This window comes from Streptomyces sp. NPDC055078, assembly GCF_053607985.1.
The window spans coordinates 1-2,532 of the sequence record NZ_JBSGUP010000910.1 but is presented as its reverse complement, the minus strand read 5'-3'; the positions used below and the strand labels follow the sequence as shown (position 1 = coordinate 2,532).

The following is a 2,532-nucleotide window of genomic DNA, read 5'->3' as shown; positions in this document are numbered from 1 at the left end:
TCCACGTCCGGCACCCGCACCCGGTCGATACGGGGGCATCTCCCGCGGAGGCCGCAACCGGTCACCCCGCCGCTACGGGAACCCCCCGTCCGCGTCCTTCAGCCGCTCCACCAGCGACTCCCACTCCGCCGTCATGACGCTGTGCTGGCCCGCGTAGATGACCGCCGCCTGAAACGCCAGCAGATCCGCCTCCAGGAGACGCGCCGTCAGGCCGCCGTCCCCCGGGGCCCCGCGCAGACACCGCACGGCCCGCCGGTGGAAGTGGAACCAGCAGTCATCCAGCACGCTCAGCCCACACAGCAGCCGGAGCCGTACCCACTCCCGGCCCCCCGGCCACTTCCCCGGGACCCGCATCAGCTCACGGTGCCCCACCGGCCGCCCCTTCCCTGACGCCCGGAAGCAGTCCGGGTTGCTCCTGGGCTGCCGGGCTGCCGGTCTCCACCAGTTCGGCCCACACCGCCTTGCCGCCGTCCCTCCGGTCGGTCACACCCCACCGCGCGGCCAGCTCGTCCACGATCAGCAGCCCCCTGCCCCCGGGCGAGTCGGCGCGCGGCGCCAGCAGCAGGGGCCGCTCCGCCGACGCGTCGAGCACCTCGATGCGCACCCCGCCGGGCAGCAGGCGGAACCAGGTCTCGATTCCCCCCGTGGTGTGCACACAGGCGTTCGTGACGAGTTCCGACAGCACCGTCAGCGCGAACGGCGCCATCTCCACGAGACCCCACGCCATCAGCTCCCTGCGCAGTGCGTCCCGGGCGAGACCCGGTGACCGAGGATCCCGGGCCCACCTACGCCGTACCTGAATCCGCGTCATCAGCCCCTCCGGTACGGAGCCTCAGGGCCCAGGTCGAGACCGGCAGCGGCCACCATCAGCCCCTGTCGGCGCAGGCCCCGCAGCCGGTCCTCGTACGCCGCCAGATACGGCCGCACCAGCGCGCACTCCTCCCCCGCCAGCGGGCGGGAGCGGTCCGGGGCCAAGTCGTCCCGACCGGAGGCGTAGATGACGACCCGTCGGGGACGACCCGGCACCCGCCCCTGGTGCGGCTGGGCCTGCCGATGCCGACCCCTGGGCGGAAATAAGGCACGCAGCGCAATGCTGATGCCAAGGCGGATAACCTTCATCGTGTTGACGCTCCTGTTCGGCGTTGACCACGCCCCCGGATCTCGCCCGATCGCGGGGGTTTCCACTGACCAAGTCAACGCGGACGCGCCTTCGCCGAACTTGCACATCGTTTGCACAGCCACTGGGCGGGTACGCGAAAAGGCTGTGAACCCGGATGCGGCGCAGACTCCGTGAGGAAGAATGGTCTTATGAGCACCACAGAACTGGCACCCGGCGCGAACCTCGCGGCTTTACGCAAGGAACGTGGTCTGTCTCAGGCACAGCTGGCCCGAAAGGCAGCGATCTCCCTATCCCTCCTGTCCAAGATCGAGGTAGGGAGCCGGACACTGACTCCGGCCATTGCCACCGCCGTGGGCAAACCCTTGGGGCTGACCATGGCTGAAGTGCTGGGCGCGACAGCGGTCCAGAAAGACAGCGAACAGCCCCTTACCGACTTGCGATCGGCTCTCCGGGATTACGATCTGCCGGACCGGCGCGAAGTCGAAGAGGGCGCACTCTGCGCGGACGCGCGCGCGGCCCAGCAGCATCGCAGGCGATTCGACGTTTCCGGGCTGCTGGCCGTGCTGCCGAAACTGCTCAGGGACGCGACGACCCACGCCCATGTCACCAACAGTCCCCAGAGCTGGATGAGGCTGGCCGAGGTGTACAGCACCGTCTACTGGGTCGCCGCCCGGCACCGGTGGATGGACCTGGCGGAACTCGCGGTGACCCGTCAGCGGTGGGCCGTCGACCAGCGGCCCAACCCGCTGGGAGCAGCGATCGCGGACCGGGACAGGGCCGGCTCGTATCTGAACTTCGGCGACATCGAGCGGGGGCTCGACATCGTCGATCGTGCCCTCGCCAACGCACAGCAATCGCTGGAGGGAACAGAGCGGGACATCGCCGTATGCATCCTCAATCTGCGAGGGATGACCCTGGCGGGCAGACTCAGGGACAAGAAAGAGGCGAAGCGGGAAGCGGAGCGGCACATAAGGTCGGCCCTGACCACATCACAAGGAATGAGCCACGACCTTGAAGTGCACGGTCTGACGGTCGGCCCGCAGAATACGTTCACACATCAGCTGGCGACCTATGTCGACCTCGGCCGTGCGCGCCAGGCGCTGACTCTGACGGGTGATCTGTCCGCCGCCCTGACCGGACTGCCCCCGACCCGGAGGGCGCCCACCTATGTCAACGCGGCCCGGGCGCAACTCGATATCGGAGACCGGGACGGAGCACTGGGAAACCTGATCAAAGCCTGGGATATCGCTCCGCAAATGGCGCGCATGAATCCCATGGGGCGGGAAGTCTTCCGAGTCGTGTCGTCGCTGCACCGCCGCAGCAATCCCGAGCTGGTGAGGTTGTCCAAGCTCTCCGGTATCGCACTCTGATGCGGGAGGCTGCACGGCCGGGTGGGGCGCAGGGTGCCGGTC

At 68.8% G+C, this 2,532-nt stretch carries 4 protein-coding genes; 1 reads left to right on the top strand and 3 read right to left on the bottom strand.

What is annotated here, in order from left to right; translation table 11 throughout:
• Window positions 1–72 precede the first annotated feature (72 nt).
• The 3 genes from ACWF94_RS38480 to ACWF94_RS38470 are packed head-to-tail and all read right to left on the bottom strand — an operon-like array spanning window position 73 to window position 1,026.
• Window positions 73–372, bottom strand: coding sequence for a hypothetical protein (locus ACWF94_RS38480; protein WP_453499619.1), 300 nt, complete (start codon window positions 370–372; stop codon window positions 73–75).
• Window positions 359–811 (bottom strand): ATP-binding protein, encoded by a 453-nt coding sequence (locus tag ACWF94_RS38475; RefSeq protein ID WP_453499617.1) that lies wholly within the window; start codon window positions 809–811, stop codon window positions 359–361. The genes ACWF94_RS38480 and ACWF94_RS38475 overlap by 14 nt, the downstream gene beginning before the upstream one ends.
• Window positions 811–1,026 (bottom strand): hypothetical protein, encoded by a 216-nt coding sequence (locus ACWF94_RS38470; protein WP_453499615.1) that lies wholly within the window; start codon window positions 1,024–1,026, stop codon window positions 811–813. The genes ACWF94_RS38475 and ACWF94_RS38470 overlap by 1 nt, the downstream gene beginning before the upstream one ends.
• Before the next feature lie 282 nt (window positions 1,027–1,308).
• On the opposite strand from ACWF94_RS38470, the gene ACWF94_RS38465 reads away from it, so the two are divergent.
• Entirely contained in the window at window positions 1,309–2,490 is a 1,182-nt protein-coding gene (locus tag ACWF94_RS38465) for a helix-turn-helix domain-containing protein (RefSeq protein WP_453499613.1), read from the top strand.
• Window positions 2,491–2,532: the final 42 nt, after the last annotated feature.

What these genes read in the sequence shown, in the direction of transcription:
- ACWF94_RS38475 (WP_453499617.1), bottom strand. Translation starts at nt 811, where the DNA reads ATGACGCGGATTCAGGTACGGCGTAGGTGGGCCCGGGATCCTCGGTCA.
- ACWF94_RS38465 (WP_453499613.1), top strand. Translation starts at nt 1,309, where the DNA reads ATGAGCACCACAGAACTGGCACCCGGCGCGAACCTCGCGGCTTTACGC.